This window comes from Hyphomonas polymorpha PS728 (assembly GCF_000685315.1).
GTDB classification, from domain to species: domain Bacteria; phylum Pseudomonadota; class Alphaproteobacteria; order Caulobacterales; family Hyphomonadaceae; genus Hyphomonas; species Hyphomonas polymorpha.
The window spans coordinates 164,748-185,994 of sequence record NZ_ARYM01000007.1; the positions used below are offsets into that span (position 1 = coordinate 164,748).

At 62.2% G+C, this 21,247-nt stretch carries 23 protein-coding genes, 1 tRNA gene and 1 pseudogene; 20 read left to right on the forward strand and 5 right to left on the reverse strand.

Translation table 11 applies throughout. From position 1 onward, the window contains the following. Window positions 1-5 precede the first annotated feature (5 nt). The 11 genes from HPO_RS07720 (at window position 6) to HPO_RS07770 (ending at window position 7,894) form a co-directional block, all read left to right on the forward strand. Entirely contained in the window at window positions 6-479 is a 474-nt protein-coding gene (locus HPO_RS07720; RefSeq protein WP_051612423.1) for a SoxY-related AACIE arm protein, read from the forward strand. A 12-nt stretch (window positions 480-491) separates the two neighbouring features. Further along, on the forward strand, window positions 492-812 hold the full coding sequence (soxZ, locus tag HPO_RS07725) for a thiosulfate oxidation carrier complex protein SoxZ (protein ID WP_035596556.1): 321 nt from the start codon (window positions 492-494) through the stop codon (window positions 810-812). A 62-nt stretch (window positions 813-874) separates the two neighbouring features. Next, a complete protein-coding gene (soxA, locus tag HPO_RS07730) occupies window positions 875-1,603 on the forward strand; it encodes a sulfur oxidation c-type cytochrome SoxA (protein WP_241767880.1) in 729 nt (242 codons plus the stop codon). Window positions 1,604-1,634: 31 nt separating this feature from the next. Beyond that, entirely contained in the window at window positions 1,635-3,152 is a 1,518-nt protein-coding gene (locus tag HPO_RS07735; RefSeq protein WP_035596562.1) for an NTP transferase domain-containing protein, read from the forward strand. Further along, on the forward strand, window positions 3,145-4,176 hold the full coding sequence (gene moaA / locus HPO_RS07740; RefSeq protein WP_035596565.1) for a GTP 3',8-cyclase MoaA: 1,032 nt from the start codon (window positions 3,145-3,147) through the stop codon (window positions 4,174-4,176). The genes HPO_RS07735 and moaA overlap by 8 nt, the downstream gene beginning before the upstream one ends. 3 nt (window positions 4,177-4,179) lie before the next feature. Further along, window positions 4,180-4,428, forward strand: coding sequence for a MoaD/ThiS family protein (locus tag HPO_RS07745; RefSeq protein WP_035596566.1), 249 nt, complete (start codon window positions 4,180-4,182; stop codon window positions 4,426-4,428). Between the two features lie 4 nt (window positions 4,429-4,432). Next, window positions 4,433-4,894, forward strand: coding sequence for a molybdenum cofactor biosynthesis protein MoaE (locus HPO_RS07750; protein ID WP_084324230.1), 462 nt, complete (start codon window positions 4,433-4,435; stop codon window positions 4,892-4,894). Window positions 4,895-4,900: 6 nt separating this feature from the next. Further along, window positions 4,901-5,431, forward strand: a complete 531-nt coding sequence (moaB, locus tag HPO_RS07755; protein WP_035596572.1) for a molybdenum cofactor biosynthesis protein B — start codon at window positions 4,901-4,903, stop codon at window positions 5,429-5,431. Between the two features lie 4 nt (window positions 5,432-5,435). Then, window positions 5,436-5,918 (forward strand): cyclic pyranopterin monophosphate synthase MoaC, encoded by a 483-nt coding sequence (moaC, locus tag HPO_RS07760; protein WP_035596575.1) that lies wholly within the window; start codon window positions 5,436-5,438, stop codon window positions 5,916-5,918. After that, the gene (locus HPO_RS07765) at window positions 5,915-7,108 is read left to right on the forward strand and encodes a molybdopterin molybdotransferase MoeA (RefSeq protein ID WP_035596578.1); all 1,194 of its coding nucleotides are present in this window, start codon (window positions 5,915-5,917) and stop codon (window positions 7,106-7,108) included. The genes moaC and HPO_RS07765 overlap by 4 nt, the downstream gene beginning before the upstream one ends. A gap of 15 nt (window positions 7,109-7,123) precedes the next feature. After that, on the forward strand, window positions 7,124-7,894 hold the full coding sequence (locus HPO_RS07770; protein ID WP_035596580.1) for a sulfite exporter TauE/SafE family protein: 771 nt from the start codon (window positions 7,124-7,126) through the stop codon (window positions 7,892-7,894). A gap of 373 nt (window positions 7,895-8,267) precedes the next feature. Here HPO_RS07770 and HPO_RS07775 read toward each other — a convergent pair whose 3' ends face one another. Beyond that, window positions 8,268-9,200, reverse strand: a complete 933-nt coding sequence (locus tag HPO_RS07775; protein ID WP_035596592.1) for an SDR family oxidoreductase — start codon at window positions 9,198-9,200, stop codon at window positions 8,268-8,270. A gap of 243 nt (window positions 9,201-9,443) precedes the next feature. Continuing rightward, the gene (locus HPO_RS07780) at window positions 9,444-10,337 is read right to left on the reverse strand and encodes an AraC family transcriptional regulator (protein ID WP_035596596.1); all 894 of its coding nucleotides are present in this window, start codon (window positions 10,335-10,337) and stop codon (window positions 9,444-9,446) included. 162 nt (window positions 10,338-10,499) lie between these two features. On the opposite strand from HPO_RS07780, the gene HPO_RS07785 reads away from it, so the two are divergent. Further along, the gene (locus HPO_RS07785) at window positions 10,500-11,816 is read left to right on the forward strand and encodes an MFS transporter (RefSeq protein WP_035596599.1); all 1,317 of its coding nucleotides are present in this window, start codon (window positions 10,500-10,502) and stop codon (window positions 11,814-11,816) included. Window positions 11,817-12,141: 325 nt separating this feature from the next. Here HPO_RS07785 and HPO_RS07790 read toward each other — a convergent pair whose 3' ends face one another. Beyond that, entirely contained in the window at window positions 12,142-13,020 is an 879-nt protein-coding gene (locus HPO_RS07790) for an AraC family transcriptional regulator (RefSeq protein ID WP_035596602.1), read from the reverse strand. Window positions 13,021-13,187: 167 nt separating this feature from the next. On the opposite strand from HPO_RS07790, the gene HPO_RS07795 reads away from it, so the two are divergent. The 3 genes and pseudogenes from HPO_RS07795 to HPO_RS21205 all read left to right on the forward strand — a co-directional run bounded on the left by HPO_RS07795 (window position 13,188) and on the right by HPO_RS21205 (window position 15,240). Beyond that, window positions 13,188-14,255 (forward strand): aldo/keto reductase, encoded by a 1,068-nt coding sequence (locus tag HPO_RS07795; RefSeq protein ID WP_035596605.1) that lies wholly within the window; start codon window positions 13,188-13,190, stop codon window positions 14,253-14,255. 25 nt (window positions 14,256-14,280) lie between these two features. Beyond that, window positions 14,281-14,838, forward strand: a complete 558-nt coding sequence (locus tag HPO_RS07800; RefSeq protein ID WP_157532729.1) for a nuclear transport factor 2 family protein — start codon at window positions 14,281-14,283, stop codon at window positions 14,836-14,838. Window position 14,839: 1 nt separating this feature from the next. Beyond that, window positions 14,840-15,240, forward strand: a pseudogene (locus HPO_RS21205) (Atu4866 domain-containing protein). A 192-nt stretch (window positions 15,241-15,432) separates the two neighbouring features. Here HPO_RS21205 and HPO_RS07805 read toward each other — a convergent pair. Then, window positions 15,433-15,522: transfer RNA gene (locus HPO_RS07805), tRNA-Ser, on the reverse strand. Between the two features lie 311 nt (window positions 15,523-15,833). On the opposite strand from HPO_RS07805, the gene HPO_RS07810 reads away from it, so the two are divergent. Continuing rightward, window positions 15,834-17,045, forward strand: coding sequence for a GGDEF domain-containing protein (locus HPO_RS07810; protein ID WP_035596609.1), 1,212 nt, complete (start codon window positions 15,834-15,836; stop codon window positions 17,043-17,045). A gap of 16 nt (window positions 17,046-17,061) precedes the next feature. On the opposite strand, the gene HPO_RS07815 is transcribed toward HPO_RS07810, so the two are convergent. Beyond that, window positions 17,062-18,174 carry an endonuclease/exonuclease/phosphatase family protein gene (locus HPO_RS07815; protein ID WP_035596611.1) on the reverse strand — a complete coding sequence of 371 codons (1,113 nt, stop codon included), beginning with the start codon at window positions 18,172-18,174 and terminating at the stop codon, window positions 17,062-17,064. 281 nt (window positions 18,175-18,455) lie between these two features. Here HPO_RS07815 and HPO_RS07820 point away from each other — a divergent pair, with 281 nt between their 5' ends. From HPO_RS07820 to obgE, 4 genes are all read left to right on the forward strand, one after another. Continuing rightward, the gene (locus HPO_RS07820; RefSeq protein ID WP_035596613.1) at window positions 18,456-19,052 is read left to right on the forward strand and encodes a 50S ribosomal protein L21; all 597 of its coding nucleotides are present in this window, start codon (window positions 18,456-18,458) and stop codon (window positions 19,050-19,052) included. Between the two features lie 42 nt (window positions 19,053-19,094). Next, window positions 19,095-19,364, forward strand: coding sequence for a 50S ribosomal protein L27 (rpmA, locus tag HPO_RS07825; protein ID WP_035596616.1), 270 nt, complete (start codon window positions 19,095-19,097; stop codon window positions 19,362-19,364). A 140-nt stretch (window positions 19,365-19,504) separates the two neighbouring features. Then, complete coding sequence (locus HPO_RS19680; RefSeq protein ID WP_051612424.1) at window positions 19,505-20,035, forward strand: GNAT family N-acetyltransferase; 531 nt, start codon at window positions 19,505-19,507, stop codon at window positions 20,033-20,035. A gap of 19 nt (window positions 20,036-20,054) precedes the next feature. Further along, complete coding sequence (gene obgE / locus HPO_RS07835) at window positions 20,055-21,119, forward strand: GTPase ObgE (RefSeq protein WP_035596619.1); 1,065 nt, start codon at window positions 20,055-20,057, stop codon at window positions 21,117-21,119. Window positions 21,120-21,247: the final 128 nt, after the last annotated feature.

The window sequence follows — 21,247 nt, forward strand, 5'->3', positions numbered from 1 at the left end:
GCGCCATGTCTCGTTCTCATGCCCCCGCACTGCTATGGCACCGCCGCACATTCCTTGCCGCTGCTGGCGCAGCTGTATCGCTGTCCTTGTTGCCCCTGCGCGCTATGGCGGAGCCGGAAGACGCCGAAGATGCCGTTCGCAAACTCTTTGGCAACCGGCCCATTCGGGAAGGTAAGGTCACCCTCAAGCTGCCTCCGATTGCCGAAAACGGTAACTCCGTGCAGATGACTGTTTCAGTCGAAAGTCCGATGACGGAAAAAGATCATGTACGCCGGATCGCCATCATATCGCCCCGTAACCCGATACCTGAGATAGCGATCTTCAGCCTGAGCCCCGCTTCCGGCCGGGCGGAAATCTCCACCCGCGTGCGCCTCGCCGGAACCCAGTCGGTGCGGGTGGTCGCGGAAATGAGTGATGGGTCACTCTGGTCTGGCAAGGCCAGCACATATGTCACGCTCGCCGCGTGCATCATCGGATAGGGAGAGGCAGGCATGGCTGTAATCCGCATCTCTAATCCTGAAACCGCGAGGCGGGGCGAGATTATCGAAATCAAGGCGATGATCCAGCATCCGATGGAAACAGGCTATCGCCGCAACGAACAGGGCAAGATCATACCACGGGATATTATCACGCGCTTCCGCTGCACCTATAACACTGCGCTGGTGTGCGAAGCGGAATTCTCTCCCGGCACAGCCGCCAACCCCTTCGTGTCATTTCATGCGCGCGCCGCAGAAACCGGCACGTTGGAATTCACCTGGACCGATCAGGACGGAAAAACCTGGTCCGAGCGCCGTACCCTGACGGTTACATGATCAGGAGCGTCCTCTTCACCCTGATTTTTCTTCCTGGCTGCAGTCAGCCGCTGCCGCCCGCAATGGCGTCAGACAGCGCCCTTGCGCCGTCTGAAATCCGCTCCGGCCTGACCTTTCTTCAGCCGGAAACCCAGGCGCTGCAGGCAGATGACTTTTCAAACCCTTCCTATCTCTGGGTCGATCATGGCGCGGAGCTGTTCTCCCGAACGCCCCCGTCCGGCGGTGAGGCCTGCGCCACATGCCACACCGCCACAAATCACCCGCAGGAAGGCGCCGCCGCGCATTATCCGGCCTATGACGAAGCCTCAAAATCGCTCGTCAATCTTGAAGGCCGGATCAATCTTTGCCGCGAACGGCATCAATCCCTGCCGCCGCTTGCCTATGAGAGCGAAGACCTGCTTGCGCTCACGGGTTATGTCGCCAGCCTCTCCCGGGGAGTGCCGGTTTCTGTCTCGATTGAGGGTCAGGCAGCCCCCTATTACGAGATGGGCCGCGCCTATTTTTTCCAGCGCAAGGGACAGCTCAATCTCGCCTGCAGCCAATGCCACAATGAACATTGGGGCCGGCAGTTGCGGGGGGATACAATCAGCCAGGGTCATGGTAACGCCTTCCCTGCCTACCGGCTGGAGTGGCAGGCCTTTGGCTCTCTGCAACGGCGCCTGCGTGATTGCGATGCCGGGATCAGGGCAGAGCCTCTGGACTATGGTTCGGAACTCTACACCGCCGTGGAACTTTATCTCGGCAGCCGCGCATCCGGCCTGCCAATGGAATCCCCGGGGGTCCGCCGATGAGCCCTTTCGACCGCCTGCCGGAGGATAGCCAATGACGCAGGCAATCCACTCCTTCACCCACCGTCAGTATCAGGAACACCCGGAAGACGTTCTGTCGACCTGGATCAGCTGGCGCGCCGCCATGCCGGTAGCCCTTGTTATTATTATCCGGACGACCGGCGGCGCGGTGCGCCGGCCAGGCGCGCTGATGGCCGTCGCGGCAGACGGACGCGCCGCAGGCTATATTTCCGGCGGATGCATTGATGCAGACGTGATCCTTCAGGCCCAGCGCTGCCTCGCCGAAGGGAAGCCTGCCCAGTTGACATATGGAGCCGGCTCTCCCTTTCTCGATCTTCCACTGCCCTGCGGCGGCGCCATTGAAGTCTGCATTCTTCCGGAGCCTGACGAATCTCTGTTCGCAAACTGCCATGCCCGCCTCCTGGCCCGGAAACCGGCGATGCTCTCTCTGACGGAAACAGGTCAGGACTTCATCTACCACCCCAAGCTCCGCCTGCGCATTGCCGGCCGGGGCGCCGATCCTCTTGCCCTGGCGAGACTGGCACGTGCCAGCGGGATTGAAACCACCCTTTATCTGCCGGGCGGTCCCGATATGCGCATTGCTGAAAACGACGGGCATGAAAACCTGATCGCCTTGGGCTCGGCCAGCGAACTGCCGCCGGTCCGGGACGATGCCTGGTCAGCGTTCGTCATGATGTTTCACGATGCCGACCGGGAAGACGGTTTGCTGGAAGACGCTCTGGCAGGCGATGCCTTCTTCGTCGGCGCCGTCGGCAGCGCACGCACCCATTCCGCCCGCTGCGACCGGTTGCGCCAGCGCGGCATCTCGGAGGCACGCATTCAGCGGATTCACGGCCCTGTCGGCCTTGTCCCATCCATGCGCGACGCCTCGATGCTGGCCGTCTCCGTTCTCAGTCAGGTCGTGGCCGAATACCATAAGAGACACGCCTCCCTCTTTACCCGGACGGCGTTGGTCCTCCTGGCGGCGGGCAAGTCCAGCCGGTTTGCCCGGGGCGACAAGCTGCTGAGTGACTTTCAGGGACGTAAACTCATTGATCACGCAGCCAGCAGCTTGCCGGATGATACGGCCGCTGCCCGCATCGCCATTGTGCCGGCTCCGTCAGGCGATCGCGGAGCCAGACTTGCCGAGGCCGGCTGGACGGTCATCCCCAATCCCGACGCCGCAACCGGCCTCGCCAGTTCCCTCCGGTGCGGGGTCCGCGCCATTACCGCTTCTCCCGACATAGACCATGTCATGATCCTCCTGGCCGATATGCCCGCCATTCCTGCCGCGCACCTCCGCAGGCTCCAGATGGCAGTGCTTTCCGGTCATCCTGCGGCGATGACGTTGTCCGGCGGGCGCCTCAGCCCGCCCGCCATTTTCAGCCGCTCCGCCTTTGAAAGCCTCACAGCCCTGCAGGGCGATTCCGGGGGCCGGGATCTCTTCCAATCCTTACAGGACGGCGCGAGTATTTCCCTCGATCCGGCCTATGCTTTCGATATTGATACAGTGACAGATCTTCAGCTTGCGGAGGAGTCCGCCCATGTTTGACAGTCAGGAACATAGCGTCGCCGCGCCGTTGACGGACACTTTTGGCCGCCGGGTCAGCTATCTCCGCCTTTCGGTGACAGACCGGTGTGATCTGCGATGCACTTATTGCATGGCAGAGCAGATGACGTTCCTCCCGAAGAAGGAGCTGCTCTCCCTGGAGGAGCTGGAACAGATCGCAGATGCGTTCATCCGCCGGGGCGTCACCAAAATCCGTATCACTGGCGGTGAGCCTCTTGTGCGCCGTGACATTGGCGACCTGTTTGATCGCCTGGGCCGCCGCCTCGGCAACGGACTGGAAGAACTCACCCTCACGACGAACGCGACCCTGTTGACCCTGCATGCTGCACGCCTTTACACTGCCGGGGTCCGGCGCGTGAACATCTCGCTGGACACGCTGAACCCGGAGACCTTCAAGGCCGTTACACGGCGCGGGGATCTCGCGCAGACCCTGGCAGGTATTACCGCGGCAAAAGCGGCCGGGCTGAAGGTCAAGATAAATACGGTCGCGCTGAAGAACCAGAACGTTCACGAAATCCCGGAAATGATCAGCTGGGCCCATGACCAGGGTTTTGACATCACGCTTATCGAAGTCATGCCCCTCGGGCTGACCGGCGAAGACCGCTATGACCAATATATACCCTTGCTCGAAATCCGGGACCGGCTGGAGCAGCAATGGACGCTGACTGAGGAGAGCGCCCGTTTTGCCGATGCCGGCCCTTCCCGCTATGTCCGGGTGGCGCAGACCGGCGGCCGATTGGGTTTCATTACTCCGCTTACCAACAATTTCTGCGCCGGTTGCAACCGGGTCCGGGTCACCTGCACAGGCCGCATCTATATGTGCCTCGGTCAGGATGATCATGTCGATCTGCGGGCGGCGTTGCGCGAAGCGTCAAATCCCGAAATGGCCCTTGACGCGGCGCTGAGCCGCGCGCTCCTCGGAAAACCCGAAAAGCACGCCTTCGGTATCCGCGCCCGCGCCGAAAGTCCTGCCCTGCCCCGCCACATGTCAGTTACGGGAGGCTAATCCATGGCGCAGCTCCTTTTCTTTGGCCGTCTGGCCGACATCGTGGATCGCCCCAACCAGGTGCTGGACCTGCCCGCCGGCATCAGTGACACGACGGCCCTGCGCGCCTGGCTTGATGCGCGTCAATCTGCCGGCGGGGCCCTTATGGAAAAAACCGTCCGTATCGCAATCAATAGCGAGATTGTTGTTGATCCGGCACCGGTTTCAAATTCCGATGAAATCGCTTTCATGCCACCGGTAGGGGGCGGCTGATTTGATGATACGATTGCTGGACGCCCCCTTCGACCCGGGAGAAGAACTCACGCGTTTCTCTACCGCCGCGGCAGGCAGTGGCGGGATCGTCAGCTTTACCGGTCTTGTGCGGGCGCAAGCCAAAGGCAGCGCCGTTCGGTCGCTATTCCTTCAGGCCTATTCCCCGATGACCGAACGAGGCATCGAACAGGCAGCCCAGGAAGCCCGCAGGCGTTGGGCCCTAACGGCTCTTTCCATCATTCACCGAACGGGAAGCATGGCGCCTGGAGAGCCGATCGTCTTCGTCGCCACCGCAGCCGCCCACCGGCGCGCAGCCTTTGAAGCGGCTGACTTCCTGATGGACTATCTCAAAACCGAAGCCGTATTCTGGAAGAAAGAAGTGACCGAGGCGGGCGATCAATGGATCGAGCCTCGCCCGGAAGATTATCGAGACGCTGCCCGCTGGGCAGGTCCGCAGGAAAGTTGAAGACGCATGCATGGCATCAATGAAAGCCTCCCCTTCAAACCGGTCCGGATTGCCATCCTGATCGTCAGCGATACACGCACCCATGAGACAGATACGTCCGGCCACACGCTGGCTGAACGTATCCGTGCGGCGGGCCATGAGGTTGCTCACCATTTGATCGTGCCGGATGACAAGGCCGCCATCCGCAATACGGTATCAGGCTGGATTGCCGCGGCCGATGTCGATGTGGTGATCACCAGCGGCGGCACCGGCCTGACGGGCCGCGATGTAACGCCAGAGGCCGTCACGCCCCTGTTTGAGAAAACCATCGAAGGCTTTTCAGTCATCTTCCACATGGTCAGCTATCAGAGCGTTGGCCTCTCCACGCTCCAATCGCGCGCCGTCGCGGGCCTTGCCAACAGCACCTTCATCTTCTGTCTCCCCGGCTCTACAGGCGCCGTCAAGGATGGCTGGGACAAGGTCATTTCCTTCCAGCTCGACAGCCGGCACAAGCCCTGCAATCTGGTTGAGCTGATGCCGCGTCTGACGGAGCATTGAGAGAATGACGGAGCTGACGCATATCGGCCCGGATGGCCGCGCCCGCATGGTAGACATTTCCGGCAAGACCGATTCCGAACGGCAGGCTTTGGCAACAGGCCGTATACGGATGGCGCCGGAAACGCTCGCCCGCGCCCTGTCCCGCGATACCAAGAAGGGCGACCCGCTCGCCATCGCCGAACTCGCGGGCATAATGGGCGCCAAGCGGACTGCCGACCTCATTCCCCTCTGCCACCCTCTGCCCTTGACCGGCCTGAAAGTGGAAATCACTGAAGCCGCGGAAGGCAGCGCCCTTCAGGTCAGCGCCACAGCCCGCACCACCAGCAAGACCGGCGTTGAAATGGAGGCCCTCACGGCAGTCACAGTGGCCTGCCTCACCCTCTATGACATGCTGAAAGCCATCGACAAATCCATGGTGATCGAAGGGATCGAGCTTGTGGAAAAGTCGGGCGGCGCCTCAGGCGACTACCGGAAAGCAAAGCCATGAACCGCCCCATTCCGGTGGAACAGGCCCTTGGCCTGCTTCAGGAAAATGCATTGACGCTGCCCTCCCGGCAGGTGCCCCTTTCCGAAGCGGCCGGCTGCCGGCTCGCAGAGCCCGTCATATCCCGGGTGACGCAGCCTCCAGCGGCTGTCTCGGCAATGGATGGCTTTGCCGTCCGGCTGGCCGATGTGCGCGCGCCGGGCGCAACGTTGGCAGTGATCGGAACCGCCCCAGCGGGCACGCCCTTCACCGGCCTGTTAAAGCCCGGCCAAGCCGTCCGGATATTCACCGGCGGGCATCTTCCGCCCGGCGCAGACCATATCGTGATCCAGGAAGATGCGGAGATTTCCGGCGATCAGGTCCGCTGCCTGCGAGGGTATGCAGCCTCTGAGTTCGTGCGGGCGGCGGGCATCGACTTTTCAGAAGGGGAACGCCTTCTGAATACCGGCGCGATCCTCACTCCCGCCGCGCTTTCATTGGTGGCAGCCGCCAATCACGGCCATCTGCAGGTTACCCGCCGTCCGCGCGTGGGCATCCTCGCGAATGGAGACGAGCTGCGTCCTCCCGGATCAGAGCTTCGGCCCGGTCAGGTCATCAATGCCAATGCCGCTGGCCTCTCCGCGCTCATCGCCTCCTGGGGCGGAGACCCGGTCGACCTTGGAATTGCGTCAGACAGTATGGCATCCATTCTTGATCATGTTCAGTCAGCTGATGTTGATCTTTTTGTCCCCGTTGGGGGCGCTTCCGTGGGCGATCATGACCATATGCGCGCCGCTTTCCGGGAATCGGGGTTTGAGCCCATATTCGAAAAGATTGCGGTGAAGCCGGGAAAACCCACCTGGTTTTCACGGCGGGGCGCTCAGCGCGTCCTCGGCCTGCCAGGCAATCCGGCATCCGCCTTTGTCTGCGCCCACCTGTTTGTCAGGCCGCTGCTGACCGGCCACTTCGTCCTGCCTTCCCTGACTGCTACGCTGGCTGCGCCTCTGCCCGCCAATGGCGCCCGTGAAGAATTTCTGCGCGCACGCGTTCACGTTTCCCCCCAGGGTTTGCTTCTGGCTGACGCGGCGCCCAATCAGGACAGTTCGCTTCTGAAACCTTTCCTCACAGCCAATGGGCTGATCCGCCGCCCCGCGCATGCCCCAGCCGGGATGACCGGCGCCGCCGTGCCGGTCCTGCTGATTGGCCAACTCTGAAGACCGTCACAAAAGATGACGATCGCTCTGGGCTTCTTTTTCTTTCTGACAGCGGCGCTCTACGCGGCCGTCGGTTTCGGTGGCGGATCCACCTACAACGCACTGCTTGTCCTTCACGGTACGGATTACCGCATTCTTCCGGCCATTGCCCTTGTCTGCAATATCCTTGTCGTCGCTGGCGGCGTTGTCCGCTTTCATCTGGCTGGGCAGCTTGCCTTCCGGCGGCTGGTTCCGTTTCTGGTCACGTCCATCCCGGCGGCGTGGCTGGGCGGCCGCCTGCCGGTCTCGGAAACCCTGTTTGTAAACCTGCTCGGCGCCGCCCTTCTGATCTCCGGCCTCTATCTGGCGTTCGAACGGCCGCAGGAAGCTCTGCCCGAGACTAGCGCCCCCCGATCCGCAGGCCTCACTCCCTTCATGGTCGGCGGGGGCATTGGTCTCCTTTCAGGACTGGTGGGTGTTGGCGGCGGTATCTTCCTCGCGCCGGTGCTCTACTTCATGAAATGGGGCACTCCCCAGCAGATTGCTGCCGCAAGCAGTCTGTTCATTCTTGTGAACTCGGTTTCCGGGCTCACCGGCCAAATGATGAAACTGCAGGATACGGATATCCTGCATCTGGCCGCGCCCTACTGGATACTCTTTCCCCTGGTTATCGCCGGCGGCCAGATCGGCAGCTGGATGGCCAGCCGCAAGCTCCAACCGCAGATCGTCAAGCGCCTCACAGCCATTCTGCTGCTCTATGTAGCGGCGCGGCTGCTTTATGACGGCCTATCCAGGCTGCTCACCTGACTAGAGGCGCTCCAGCCGCAATCAGGCTCTGGCCTCTTCGATCTGGAGCTTACCCTTATTCGCCCGATCCCCCCGCCCGCCAAACGTAGCTCCCAGAAAAATGGCCTGTTCCCAAATAAAATATCTTCCGTTTACGGATTTAATGCAATTATAGCTGGAAAGATTGCTACCGCGCCGGTACGCAGAAAAATGTGAGCGAGCCCTGCTCTCCCGCTAGGCATCTTCCCGTTCCCAGCGCGAGGAACACCCGCAGACACCTGGATAGCAATAACACTCCTTCTGGAGATTTAGGCAAATTGGCGCCAATATCTGCCTTTCCCGAAATCGCCGATACGGCCGATCGAGAGCCTCTCTAGGCGGCCGGCCAAAACCTTTACCGGAATACGGTCCCGGTCAGCCGCTCGGACGCCTCCCAGAGGCGCGCCGACATGGCCGCATCGAGGCCCTGGGGCGGAATTTTTGCCGGAGCGGGATACCCCCGGGTTTCACTCAACCGGTGTGGACCATAATAGGCGCCCGACTTTGCCTCAGGCCATGTCGCCGCAAAGAGCGTCGGAAGCGCGCCCTGATCAGCCGGCTGGAACAGAAACCAGAGCAGGCTGCGGGCGTTGCTCCGCAGACTGCCTCGGCCGGGCGCATTGTGCAGGAGATTGGTGCGGGATATCCCCGGATGCGCGCCAATGCTGGAGACCCCCCATCCGCCCGCCTTGCTCCGGCGATGCAGTTCGAGTGCGAACATCAGACAGGCCAGTTTTGACTGCGCATAAGCCACTCTTGGATTATAGTCGCGCATCGACTGCAGGTCTTCCAGACGAATGACGCCGTTGCGCGCCGCAACGCTGGACAGGGTGACGACCCGCGGGCGGCTGCTCTTTCGAAGCAATGGCAGGAGCTGACCCGTCAGCGCGAAATGCCCGAGATAATTCGTGCCAAACTGAAGCTCAAACCCGTCTTCGGTTTCCAGCCGCACCGGCGGATCCATCACGGCCGCATTGTTGACCAGCAAATCCACACTGTCTGTCTGCCGGCTGAGCCGCGCTGCAAAGTCTGTCACCGAAGCGAGGCTGGCCAGGTCAAGCCTTTCAAACCGGACATCGGCCGAGGGCACTCCCTGACGGATCTGCGTAACAGCGTCCGCCCCCTTGTCAGCATTGCGGCCAGCAAGAACAACGCTGGCCCCGGCCCGGGCCAGCGCAAGACCCGTTTCCAGTCCCAGCCCTCCTGTTCCGGTGATGACGGCTGATCGGCCACGCTGATCGGGGATGTAGGCAGCTGTCCAGTTTTCGGGGGTGGTATAGTCCATCATCGTCGGGATTGCTCTTTCGGGAACTAGGCTGGCGCAGGGTCCGCCCGGCCGCATGGCGACCGGGAAGGCCAGCAGGATTGCCCGGCGCCCTCCGGGTTTCCATGCCGGAATTCGCATATTTTTTGCCCATTCCTGCAGCGCGCCCGCGACCGCAGAGTTCAGAGTTCAGAGTTCAGAGTCAGAGGGGTGCGTCCCCGCAGCTCAGGTCGAGAGCATTTCCCGAAGCGAGCCCTTCTCCGCAGACTATTCTGCGGCGACGCGGTAGCTCAGCGAATCCCGTTTCGGGGCGACACCGAACATCCTGGAATACTCCCGGCTGAACTGGGAGGCGCTTTCATATCCCACATGATAGGCCGCTTCCGTCACACTGACCGCCTCGGAAAGCATGAGGCGCCGCGCCTCCAGCAGGCGAAGACGCTTCTGATATTGAAGCGGCGTCATAGACGTCATGGACTTGAAATGCTGATGGAAGGAAGATGCGCTCATCCGTGCCTCCTCCGCCAACTGATCAATCCGGAGCGTCTGCGCAAAATTGTTCCGGATCGTATAGAGCGCCCTGGCAATCCGCTCGACATGCGTTTCGGGCGATGCCAGCTTCCGGATCTCGCTGCCATACGGCCCATCGAGCAGCCAGTAGCAGATTTCACGCATGATGGCCGGATAGAGAAGCGGCACTGCCTTCGGCGTACCTGCCAGCCTGACGAGGCGCATCACACAGTCTGCCAGCATGTCATCCACCTTGCCGACAAAAACACACGGCTTGGTGCCATCGTCGGGAAGCGGCGCGGCCTCAACCTGTTCGAGCACTTCCCGGATCATGGTCACATCAATATCGATCATCAGGCCGATGAAGGGCTCCGTCGGGCCAGCCTGGGAGATCCATCCGCTCGCGGGCACTTCCACGCCGACGAGAAGATACTCCATGGCGCCATAGTCGAGCGTATCCTGGCCAAAATACATCTGCTTGGCCCCCTGCAAGACAACACAGAGCGACGGCCGGTAGAGCCTGTGGTCCGGCATGACTTCCTGGAAGCTGCGGACGATATGGACCCCGCTCATCGGCGTCCCGAACCGGCCCTGGCCTCCGCCATTGGCATCGATGTAAGCGGTGACAGCCGAAATGAGCGCTGAGGACATTGAGGTCTCCTGATGTTCTGGCGCGAAAGAAGCGTCAGCGGCCTCACGCTTGAAATTCGAGTTTGCAGGAATAGGCAAATTTGTTGCGACTTCAGGCATTCTGTTCATGGGGTGGCTCCTCTAGCTTTTCAGTGCGAACCAAAGCTGAGGATCAACAAGAAAATGACAGAAACTGCTGAACCGTCAACCCGGGACAGGTCCCCGCTGCCACAGATACTCGCCGGAGATGGGGATGAATATGTAAGCGGGCTGCGCATTGCAGCAGTTCTGATTGCTCTCTTTCTGATCAATGCCTTCGCCCAGATCGACCGCATACTTCCTTTTATTCTAGCCGAGGCCATCAAGACTGATCTTGGCCTGAGCGATACACAGATCGGGCTCCTGACCGGGCTTGCCTTTGCCGTGTGTTACACCCTGCTCTCCCTTCCGCTTGCCAGGCTATCGGACCGCGGGTCTCCGCGATTTGTCCTCATCGCCTGCACCCTTGTCTGGAGCGCCATGACCGCGCTGGGTGGATTGGCGGCAAGCTTTCTGTTTCTAGCTCTCACACGGTTTGGAGTCGCCATCGGCGAGGCGGGCGCGATACCCTCCGCACACGCGGTTATTGCCCGGAAGATCAAGCCCGGCCTGCGCGGGCTTGCCATCGGTATATTTTCGATGGGAATCCCCCTCGGCACAATGGCAGGGTTCGCAGTTGGCGGCGCCATGGCCGACACGCACGGCTGGCAAGCCGCTCTGATTGGCGCAGGCGTGTTGGGCGGTATCATCGCGCTTCTGGCGCTGTTCGTCCTGGGGCCAACTCCGCCTCTGAAATCCGCCGCAATTCACGCCGAACCCTTTCTTCAGGCAAGCCTGAAGCTTCTCGCTTCGCCGGGTTTCCGCTGGTTGTTCATCGGTGCCATTTTCGCGGGCTTTGCCTCTGCCCCTTTTTATGCCTTTGCCGCGCCGTTTCTGATCCGGACCCACGCGCTGACTGCCGGTGAAGCGGGAATGGCCTTCGGCCTTCTGCAGGGGCTGATGGGGATCATCGGCACGCTCGTGGGCGGGCGCTGGTTTGACCATGCAGTTCGTTCCAGGTCTCGGCGCCTACTTGGGCCGCCCGCCGCCATGTTCATGATCGCCAGCCTTACCACGACGGCCGCGCTGTTCTCGCCCACTGCGTGGGCCTCTGTCCTGCTCCTGGTTCCCGCAATGCTGTCTTTCGCTTTCATGCTGCCCTGGTGTTTCGGCGCGGCTCATCTCGTCGCCGGCCGGGGCAAGGAAGCCATGGCGTCCAGCCTCGCCATGATTGGATCAGGCCTCCTCGGGCCCGCCCTCGGACCGCTGCTCGTCGGCATGATCAGCGACACGGCGACCGCCGCCAGCATTCCAAACGGTCTTGGGGTCGGACTGCTCCTTGTTCCCGTCGCCAGCACACTGACCGCTCTGGCAATGCTGGTGGCGAGCCAACGGATCGCAGCCACTCTGGGAAAAGGCTGACGGCCGCAAAAACGAATACGCTGGAAAAGCCAGCGCCTAGAGGCTCCCGGGCCGGAAGCGTTCCTCCCCCCACCCGCATGCTTCCGCGGCCCCGGAGACGGGACATCACCGGTTCTCCCCCCCTGTACTGACCGGTCTCAGTCCCGGGGTTCCTGAAGATGGCTGGCTCTCCGGCCTCTTCAGGAACCTTCCCATTTTTCCAGATACATAAAAGTACGTGTGCTGTTCACTGTTCTTGCAGGCGCAAAGGTACGCACCTCTAGTCTGCGTCCTCCCTGCAATGTGGAATGTCCGTGGCAAAGAGAGACCTGTCCTATGCGCCAGATCAGCCACGCAGTGATCCGGCATGCCTTGCCGGAGGCAGCCCGAACATCCGTGCATAATCACGGCTGAACTGGGACGGGCTCCCATAGCCCACGTTGAACCCCGCACTGGCAGCATCCAGCCCATCGCCCACCATCAGCCGCTGCGCTTCCTGGAGCCGCAAACGGGTGCGAAATTCAAGTGGGCTCATGGACGTCACCTCCTTGAAATGCGCGTGAAAACTGGAGCGGCTCATTCCGGCAATTTCGGCGGCCTGCTCGATCGGGCAGGCATCCCGAAAATTTTCCCTGATCCAAAGGATCGCGCGGGAGATCTGACTGAGGCGGCTCCCCGCCTGCGCCATCTGGCGCAGTGCCGGCCCGCTCGGCCCTATCAGGAGCCGGTAGAGGATTTCGCGAACCGTCAGAGGCGCAAGCGCTTCAATATCGTCCGGCGTATCCAGAAGCCGCACCAGCCGCACCGCACTGTCCAGAAGATCCGGGGACATATCATGCAGCATCAATCCGGGCGCAGTGCGCTCCTGCGCCCCGCCTGCCTGGGGAAAGCGAAGCGCAAGCTCCCCCAGGATCGCCATGTCCAGATCTATTTGCAGACAGAGATAGGGATGATCAGCGCTTGCTTCGATGACAGAGCCCATTATCGGCAGGTCCACGGACGCCAGCAGATACCGCGCGGGATCATACACATAGGCCGTACGGCCCAGCATGGCCCGCTTGCGGCCTTGGGCAATCAGGCAAAGGGTAGGCTCGTAGACAACCGGCATCGGAAGCGTTGTCGTCGAAGAACGGATCAGCTTCACGCCGGGCAAAGGGCTCGTAAATGTGCCATCTTCCGGGGCGTGACGGCGCAATACGTCTGTCAGGATCATGATCGGGCTCATGGGCTCTTGTCGCACGCAGACCTCCTTCGGAAAAGCTCGGAACATTCGCGTTCAGACAATCGTGCAAGAACTCCGGACAATTCTTCTACCCGCATCCGTCACCGCCGGGAGATACAGGAAAACATCAAGACAGCCCTTGAGTTCCCCTGAGCAGGAGATACGCCGCCATGACAGGACCAACCACACTCGATACCTACAGACTTCTGGGCCGCTCAGGCCTGCGCGTCTCGCCCCTGTCTCTGGGCACGATGACATTCGGGTCCGACTGGGGCTGGGGCACAGATGAAGCGGGCGCCAAACAGATTTTTGACGCTTATGTCGACCAGGGCGGAAACTTCATCGACACCGCCGTCAATTATACCAATGGCACCTCAGAGCGCATCCTCGGCGGCCTGATCGCAGACAAGCGCGACCGCATCGTTCTGGCCACCAAATACACAATGGCGCGCACGCCGGGTAATCCCAATTCCGGCGGCAACCACCGCCTCAATCTGGTGCGCTCCGTCGACACCAGCCTCCGCCAGCTCGCCACGGACCGGATCGACCTCCTGTATGTCCACGCCTGGGATTTTACGACTTCCCCTGAGGAAGTGATGCGCGGCCTCGACGATCTCGTCCGTTCCGGGAAGATCCTTTATACCGGCATCTGCAACACACCGGCCTGGCGCGTCGCCCAAATGCAGACGCTCGCCGACCTGCATGGCTGGTCCCCTTTTGTTGCCCTGCAGATCGAATACAGTCTGGTCGAACGCAGCGTCGAGCATGAACTGATCCCCATGGCAGAAGCTATGGGTCTGGGGGTCTTGCCCTGGTCGCCTCTGGGCGGTGGCATTCTGACGGGCAAATACAACCGCTCCGACCTTACCGACGAGAATTCGGCCAGCATTTCGGCGGAGCGAAAAGGCGTCATCGCCTCCATCGGCCACCTCACCGAAAGCGCCCTGAAGATTGCAGATGTGGTTGCCGATATTGCCAAGGAGAGCGGCGCCACACCCTCCCAGGTCGCCCTTGCCTGGACCCGCCAGAATCCTGCGGTGATCTCTCCCATCATGGGCGCGCGCACTCTGGCGCAGGCAGAAGATAACATCCGCTCTCTGAGCTTATCCTTCACAGCCGAACAACTGGACCGGCTCAACAATGCAAGCGACCCGGCGCCGATCTTTCCGGCCCGCTTCATTTCCCGCCCCATGGCCCAGCAACTCATATCTGGCGGATCAATGATCGCGCGCCGCTGAAGTCTGCCCCGAAAGGAACCCCGCCATGAAAATCCGTTCCCTGAGAATTACCCGTCTGCTTCCCGCCGCCATGCTCGCGGCAACTGCCGTCCACCTCCCCGCAATACCCCAGACGCCGGGAGATCAGGTCTGCCATAGCCTGGAGCAGGCCCCTCCCGGGCAGGAAGAGGCCAACAGACAGTTTGTCACCAGCGCGATTGAGCGCTGGGCTGCAGGCGGCTCGGAATTTTTCAATGAAGTCCTGTCTGAAGATGTCGTGTGGACAATTGAAGGGTCGAGCCAGAGTTCCGGCATCTATCGGGGCCGCTCAGACTTTGTGGCGCGCGCGGTTGCGCCCTTTGCCATTCGCCTGTCCCAGCCCATCCGCCCGGTCGAGTGGCAGATCTGGGCAGACGGGGACCATGTAATCATAAACTGGAAAGGCAAAGGCGTTGCCCGCGACGGGGCGCCTTATGGAAACACCTATGTGTGGATACTCCGTATGGAAAACGGCAAGGCCGCAGAAGTCAGCGCTTTCCTCGACCTTGCGCCCTATGAGGATGTCATCCAGCGCATCCCGGCACCAGCCTCAGAAAGGAATTAAAATGAAGCTTCTCAGACCGGTTCCGATAGGGCTGCTGGCGCTTTTGCCGGCCGCCTGCCTGGCGGCTTCCCAGGAGCATCCGTCCAATGACGGAGCTGCTCCGGCACATGCCGCCGCGCCCGCGGCAAACCAGACGGACAACGACATGCAACACCAATCCAGTATCAGCCATCCCTATACCGGCATGTGGGTCACCGCTGATGGCCACATCCGGCACGAGCTTCTGCCCAGCGGGCGCTACGATGAAGCGCGCGGCAATCGTCAGAGCGCTTACCAGGGCCGCTACGAGATAACGGCAATCATATCGACTATTGGGACGATACAGGCTTCACGGCGGACGGCACATTCGTGGACAACAACACCCTCCACCACGCAGGCATGGTTTTCTACCGCCAGGAATGAAGGAAGAAGCGGTTCACTGACAGGACCTCGTATCCGGCCCACGCCACCGGGATGAACCACACACGGCCCGCGGCGACCGCTCATCGCGCACATCCGAATGTCGAGCGTTGCAACATCCAGTCGTGAGAAGCGTTACATTACGTTCCACCGGCCGATGCCAACACTCTGCTTAATATTGAATATTTTGAAAACTGGCGGAGAGGGAGGGATTCGAACCCTCGATACCCTTGCGAGTATATCGGTTTTCGAGACCGACGCGATCGACCACTCCGCCACCTCTCCGCGCCGGGGTCTTTGAAGGGCGGTGAACTATCGCGGCGCGGCGCAAAGCGCAAGCGCCCGATTGGTAAATCCTCGCCTGTCTCCCGCTTTTTTAACAGCGCCCGCTCCGCGCACCCGGCCCCGGCAGGCATCCCGCTGGCTTTGCGGAGGTTTGCCCTGCGCCCGCCCCAAGGCCCCCGGCCAGGCCTTTTTCGCCCGCGCCCCCGTCAAAATGCAGTAATCGATGAAATTTGCCAGACCGGTGAAAGCGGGTCTTATCCCAACTGCGTCAAAGGAAGAGCCTGGACAACAAGGATTGCTTGCCCACCTCCATGAGCGCCGAATTCTTCATAATGCTGCTGAATCCCGGCATCGGCGCGCTGCTGTCGGGCGCGTTCTGCCTGCTCTGGCTCAGCCAGCGGGGGAAAACCTACATCCTCTATGCCTCTGCCGGCTATGGCATAAATGCCGCCGGTTTCTTCATTCAGGACATCGTCTTCCAGTATCTGGTCACGCCCCTGCCTCAAAGCGGCGAACGTATCCTGACAAACCTGATGTTCCTGTTCTCCGGCTGGCTGCTCGCCGCGGCCGTTCTCGGGCGCTATGGCCGCCGGCCGCATTATCCGATTCTCGCGCTCACGACCGTCGCCGCCACCCTTGCCCTTGGCTGGTTCTTCCTGGTCCAGCCCAGCGTGCCCGGCCGCATCCTGGCAATGAACACGGCCCTCGGCGTGGTCACGCTGATGATTGCGGTAATGCTCTATCCGGTCCGCAAGAAGCACATGATCGACCGGCTGATCTTCGCCGTCGCGATCGTGTCGGTTGCCAATTATGTGCTGCGCCCGCTGGTGATCCTGATGGTGGCCGGCGGCTTCGGCAGCGACACCAGTTTCCAGCATTCGCTCTACTGGACTACGGTCCAGTTCACCCAGCCGCTGATCTCCATTGCGCTCGCCCTCACGCTGATGGTCGCCATCGCCATCGATCTGATCGAGCAGCTGCGCCAGGAGGCGCGCACCGACAAGCTCTCCGGCCTGCTCAATCGCGGCGGCTTTGAAGCGGCGGCCACGGCGGCCCTGAAGCGCTGCCAGGCCGGCAACAGCCTGCCCGCCTGCATGATCATAGCCGATCTGGACCATTTCAAGCAGATCAATGACACGTTCGGCCATTCGGTGGGCGATGCCGTGATCGGCCTGTTCGGGCGCCATGTCGCGGCGATGTGCAGCGACGAGATGGTGGCCGGGCGGATCGGCGGGGAAGAGTTTGCCGTGCTGCTGCCGGGGCATGAGATTCAGGCCGCGCGCCTGTTTGCCGAATCCCTGCGGGCCTGCCCGTGGGACTATTGGAGCGGCATGCTGCCTCCCAAGGTCGCTCCCAGCGTCAGCATCGGCGTCTGCGCGGCCGGGCCGGGGGCGGATCTGCACGGCCTGATGAACCACGCCGACGAAGCCCTCTATGACGCCAAGAAGGCCGGCCGCGACCAGGTCCGCCTCTTCGGCACGCGCCCTGCGGTCAACGTCGTCCGGATCAAGATCCCGCAGTGATTGGCCTGCCGTGCGGTCAGCCGCCGGAGCATGCCGCCGCCGGCATAGGGGCCGCAGCCGCAGGCCAGCTCAGCGCATAAGTCACCAGATACCCGTCATGATCGGAGAGTTTTCCTCCGGTCTCCGGCCCGTCGAACACCGCCTCAACCCGCAGCGGGCGGATGGTCACAAGCTGGCCATCATCGAACACCTGCAGGTCCTGCGTATCCAGCCAGGGCGCGTCGCCATCCCATGACATGCGCACATCACAGTCATTGGCAGGCTCGGAACACCAGCGGCGCACGATGTTATAGGGCTTGTGCTGATCGAAATGTTCGAGACGGTCCGGTGACCGGCGCATGTTGAAATCCCCGCCCAGAATCAGCGGATTGGCCGGGTCGCGGGTCTCCAGCAGGAAGCGCTCGCTTTCCAGGGTCTGATACCGGTGCGCCGCCAGCGTGCGCGCCTCGCGGACGCGCGCGGCGCCCTGCGCGTTCATGTGGGCGGTCATTATGTCCACCGGCGAGGGCATGCCGGGAATGATAATCCTCACCAGCAGCGCGCCCTTGGCGGAAAGGCAGTCGAGCCCGGCGCAGGCATGGCGCGAAAAACCGCGCCGGTGCACCGCGATGACCGGATAGTCGCTGAACGCATAGAGGCCCGAGCCCAGCAGCTTGCCAGACCGCTCGCCCTTCCGGAAACGGCGGCCGGCGATATGATCCTGATCAACCAGCCCGGGGTCCGCCATGTCCGACGGCCTCGGTCCGCGCACGCGGTTGGCATATCCGGCGGTCTGGCCGATCCGGGCGCCGCGCGCCGTAAACGCCTCCTGCACCAGCAGCACGTCGGGCGCAGTCCCTTCCCGCCGCATCCGCGCCAGCTCTTCGCCGATCTGGTCGAGCAGAGGCCCCCGATTGCGCCGGGCCGGCCAGGGCAGCCCTTCCACATTGTAGATCAGAACCGAAAGCTCGGTGGATCTCAGCGCCCCATCGGCCGAAACCCTGCCCCCGCCGGGCCCGGTGGCAGGGCTGCAGCGAAGCGTCTGCTCCTTGGGCCATTGAGCGCATCCGGTTGCCAGCATCGCCAGGGCCGGCCCCGCCAGCAAGGCCCGCAGACGCTTGTTCTTCAAAAGGGCGCTTGGTTTCGGCATGGGGTGCAGGGAAGCCCCCTTTCTGGCTGGATTTGCGGCGGCCGCAGGGAATACTTGCCCCGGCCCGGCCGATCAATGTGCCTGCTGCCTGGCGGTCTGGCGCCGCCGGCCTGCCTCAGGCATAACTCTCTGCAGATCCCCCCACTTTTCCCGCAATCAGCGTGAAGTTGGGGTTTGACAGGCGCATCGCTTTGGTGTTTACCCCCGACCTTCGGGCGCGGCGCCTTCTGGTGCGGCGCCCTCACACATTTTCACTATTCCATGCCGGAAGGATTGGCCCCATGTTCGCGGTCATTAAAACAGGTGGCAAGCAGTACAAGGTTGCCGAAGGCGATACCATCGTCATCGAGCGTCTGGCAGCTGCTGCCGGCGAGACGGTCACGTTTGACTCCGTTCTCATGGTTGGCGCAGGCGCCGGTGTCACCGTGGGCGCGCCCACGGTTGCAGGTGCCACGGTCACCGGCGAAGTCGCCGCTGAAGTGCGCGGCCCGAAGCTGATCACCCGCAAGAAGCGTCAGCGCCAGACCTACCGCCGCACCATCGGCCACCGTCAGGACCTGATGGAAGTCACGATCACCTCCATCAACACCGATGGCAAGGCGCCGGCCAAGAAAGCCGCTGCCAAGAAGGAAGACGCCCCGAAGGCTGAAGCCGCTCCCGCTGCTGACGCCCCGGCTGGTGACAACCTGAAGAAACTCACCGGCGTTGGCCCGGCCCTCGAGAAAAAGCTGAACGGCGCAGGCATCACCACCTTCGCTCAGATTGCTGCCCTCACCGAGGCCGACATCGCCAAGCTCGAAGAAGAGCTGAGCCTCTCGGGCCGTTTCGCCAAGGACGGCTGGGTCGAGCAGGCCAAAGAACTCGCTAAGGACGCATAAGGCCACCCCCGGCCTTCCGCTAAAGGACAGTAGGAGCAGACTATGGCTCATAAGAAATCAGGTGGTTCGTCCCGCAACGGTCGCGATTCGAACCCTAAATATCTCGGCGTGAAGAAGTTCGGCGGCGAAGTCGTCGTTCCGGGCAACATCATCGTGCGTCAGCGCGGCACCCAGAAGTGGCCGGGCAAAGGCGTCGGCATGGGCAAAGACCACACCCTTTTCGCGCTTAAAGGCGGCAAGGTTGAGTTCGCGCACAAGTCCGGTGGCCGCATTTATGTGAACATCGTACCGATGGCGGACGCAGCCGAATAAGCGGCCTGGGAAGCATCCGGCCGCACGCAGAGGGGTGGCCGGGTCGCGTTTCAGACGACCAGTTTCCGGGGGGAGGCAGGCCACTGTCTCCCCCTTTTAATTTGCCCTCCCCCGCCAGGCCCCGCACATAGGAGGCGGCCATGACGGAAGCGATCGAAATAGAAACACAGCGGCTCGGCCTGCGCCGGCTTTCCCCGAGGGATGCGGGGCCGGTGACCGAGGCCGTAAACGACCCGCGAATCTACCGCATGCTTGCCAGTGTTGCCCCCGCCCAGTCCAAGGCCGAAACCCTCGCCTGGTTCGCGACGCATGATACGGCGCGCCAGAACGATACCGGCCACATCTTTGCGGTCGTCTCGAAGGAGACCGGCGGTCTTGCCGGCCTGATTTCGGCCAACCGCAAGCACACTGGCGACCCCTTCAATATCGGCTACTGGATGACGCCGCCTTTCTGGGGCAAGGGCTATTGCACCGAGGCGGGCACAGGGCTCGTCAACTGGCTGGAAAACACCCGCGCTGCTGCCGCCCTCGTCTCGGGCTATTTCTCGGACAACCCGGCCTCTGGCAAGGTGCTGCGCAAGCTCGGCTTCCTCCCTTGCGGGCGCAGCCCCATGTTCTCCAAGGGCCGCGGCGCTCCCGCCGACCACATCATGATGGCGCGTATCGCCTGAAACGGATAAAGACCACCCCATGAAGTTCCTCGATCAGGCCAAGGTATATATCCGCTCGGGCGGCGGCGGCGCAGGCTGTGTCTCGTTCCGGCGCGAGAAGTTCATTGAATACGGCGGCCCCGATGGCGGCGATGGCGGGCGCGGTGGCGACGTGTGGATCGAAGCCGTCGAGGGCCTCAACACCCTGATCGACTTCCGCTACCAGCAGCATTTCAAGGCCAAGCGCGGCGGCCATGGCATGGGCAAGCAGCGCACCGGCGCGCGCGGCGAAGATGTCGTGCTGAAGGTGCCCGTCGGCACGCAGGTCTATGAAGAAGACCAGGAAACCCTGATCGCGGACCTCACTGAGGTCGGCCAGCGCGTGCTGCTCGCCGCCGGCGGCAATGGCGGCTGGGGCAATCTGCGCTTCAAATCCTCCACCAACCAGGCCCCCCGCCGCTCCAATCCGGGCGAAGAGGGGGAGGAGCGCTGGCTCTGGCTGCGCCTGAAACTGATTGCAGACGCCGGCCTCGTCGGCCTGCCGAATGCCGGCAAGTCCACCTTCCTGGCCGCCGCCACCGCCGCCACGCCGAAGATTGCCGATTATCCGTTCACCACGCTTCATCCCGGCCTCGGCGTCGTGGATCTGGGCACCTCCACGCGCTTCGTGCTGGCCGATATTCCCGGCCTCATCGAAGGCGCCGCCGATGGCGCAGGCCTCGGCCACCGCTTCCTCGGCCATGTCGAACGTTGCAAGGTGCTGCTCCACCTGATCGACGTGACGCAGGACAACCCCGCCGATGCCTACCGCACCATCCGTGCAGAGCTGGAAGCCTACGATCCCGAACTTGCCCAACGCCCGGAAATCGTCGCCCTCAACAAGATCGACGCGCTCACGCCCGAACTTGTCAAAGAGCAGATGAAACAGCTGAAGAAGGCCTATAAAGGCAAGCCCCTGCTCCTCTCCGGCGTCACTGGCGAAGGCGTCAAGGAAGCCCTCTACGCCATCGCCCACCATCTCGGCTTCAAGGACGAAGACGCCCCCAGGGCAGCCCCCGCCGAAGACGATGATCAGGACACAGACACCTCCTGGAGCCCTCTTTAGCGCGAAGTGGGCCCACCTCTCATGGCTCCGCAATGGGAGGTGAGGGCAGCAGCGCCCGTCATCCTTCGACTTCGCTCAGGATGAGCTACCCTGGTGTCGCGCTTTAGAAGCTCATCCTGAGCGAAGTC

Coding starts and splice junctions, on each gene's coding strand:
- moaC (WP_035596575.1), top strand. CDS start 5,436: ATGACGGAGCTGACGCATATCGGCCCGGATGGCCGCGCCCGCATGGTA.
- HPO_RS07770 (WP_035596580.1), top strand. CDS start 7,124: ATGACGATCGCTCTGGGCTTCTTTTTCTTTCTGACAGCGGCGCTCTAC.
- moaB (WP_035596572.1), top strand. CDS start 4,901: ATGCATGGCATCAATGAAAGCCTCCCCTTCAAACCGGTCCGGATTGCC.
- rpmA (WP_035596616.1), top strand. CDS start 19,095: ATGGCTCATAAGAAATCAGGTGGTTCGTCCCGCAACGGTCGCGATTCG.
- obgE (WP_035596619.1), top strand. CDS start 20,055: ATGAAGTTCCTCGATCAGGCCAAGGTATATATCCGCTCGGGCGGCGGC.
- HPO_RS07785 (WP_035596599.1), top strand. CDS start 10,500: ATGACAGAAACTGCTGAACCGTCAACCCGGGACAGGTCCCCGCTGCCA.
- HPO_RS07820 (WP_035596613.1), top strand. CDS start 18,456: ATGTTCGCGGTCATTAAAACAGGTGGCAAGCAGTACAAGGTTGCCGAA.
- soxZ (WP_035596556.1), top strand. CDS start 492: ATGGCTGTAATCCGCATCTCTAATCCTGAAACCGCGAGGCGGGGCGAG.
- moaA (WP_035596565.1), top strand. CDS start 3,145: ATGTTTGACAGTCAGGAACATAGCGTCGCCGCGCCGTTGACGGACACT.
- HPO_RS07750 (WP_084324230.1), top strand. CDS start 4,433: ATGATACGATTGCTGGACGCCCCCTTCGACCCGGGAGAAGAACTCACG.
- HPO_RS07780 (WP_035596596.1), bottom strand. CDS start 10,337: ATGTCCTCAGCGCTCATTTCGGCTGTCACCGCTTACATCGATGCCAAT.
- HPO_RS19680 (WP_051612424.1), top strand. CDS start 19,505: ATGACGGAAGCGATCGAAATAGAAACACAGCGGCTCGGCCTGCGCCGG.
- HPO_RS07775 (WP_035596592.1), bottom strand. CDS start 9,200: ATGATGGACTATACCACCCCCGAAAACTGGACAGCTGCCTACATCCCC.
- HPO_RS07745 (WP_035596566.1), top strand. CDS start 4,180: ATGGCGCAGCTCCTTTTCTTTGGCCGTCTGGCCGACATCGTGGATCGC.
- HPO_RS07795 (WP_035596605.1), top strand. CDS start 13,188: ATGACAGGACCAACCACACTCGATACCTACAGACTTCTGGGCCGCTCA.
- HPO_RS07810 (WP_035596609.1), top strand. CDS start 15,834: ATGAGCGCCGAATTCTTCATAATGCTGCTGAATCCCGGCATCGGCGCG.
- soxA (WP_241767880.1), top strand. CDS start 875: ATGGCGTCAGACAGCGCCCTTGCGCCGTCTGAAATCCGCTCCGGCCTG.
- HPO_RS07720 (WP_051612423.1), top strand. CDS start 6: ATGTCTCGTTCTCATGCCCCCGCACTGCTATGGCACCGCCGCACATTC.
- HPO_RS07735 (WP_035596562.1), top strand. CDS start 1,635: ATGACGCAGGCAATCCACTCCTTCACCCACCGTCAGTATCAGGAACAC.
- HPO_RS07800 (WP_157532729.1), top strand. CDS start 14,281: ATGAAAATCCGTTCCCTGAGAATTACCCGTCTGCTTCCCGCCGCCATG.
- HPO_RS07815 (WP_035596611.1), bottom strand. CDS start 18,174: ATGCCGAAACCAAGCGCCCTTTTGAAGAACAAGCGTCTGCGGGCCTTG.
- HPO_RS07765 (WP_035596578.1), top strand. CDS start 5,915: ATGAACCGCCCCATTCCGGTGGAACAGGCCCTTGGCCTGCTTCAGGAA.
- HPO_RS07790 (WP_035596602.1), bottom strand. CDS start 13,020: ATGAGCCCGATCATGATCCTGACAGACGTATTGCGCCGTCACGCCCCG.